The 337-nt window shown below is 39.8% G+C and carries 1 protein-coding gene; it reads left to right on the plus strand.

Features of this window, described 5'->3' with window-relative positions:
• Positions 1-337, plus strand: a 337-nt coding sequence (locus C1G53_RS00345; RefSeq protein ID WP_153046626.1) for a sortase, incomplete at both ends; no start/stop codon positions are given.

Consider the following 337-nt stretch of genomic DNA (forward strand, 5'->3'; position numbering starts at 1 on the left):
TTCCTTCCACCAATCAGAGGCCATCATGTCCTATTCTGACACAGTATCAGATATGACAGCTGACCAATACAAAGAAATCATTGATAGTGCGCGCCAGTATAATCAAGAAAAACCCTTAAACTGGAATGTGACTGCATCCGACATTGAAGCCTACAATCAGGAATTGAATTTCAATAAAGATGGCATCATGGGCTATATTGAGATTCCTAAAATTGATGTCAAGTTATCTATATTTCATGGGACAGACGAAACGGTTTTAGAGACTTCTATTGGACATCTAGAAGGAACATCGTTGCCTGTAGGAGGTTTGGGAACTCATAGTGTACTTTCAGGGCAT

The organism is Streptococcus suis, from assembly GCF_002960445.1.
Lineage (GTDB): Bacteria > Bacillota > Bacilli > Lactobacillales > Streptococcaceae > Streptococcus > Streptococcus hyiners.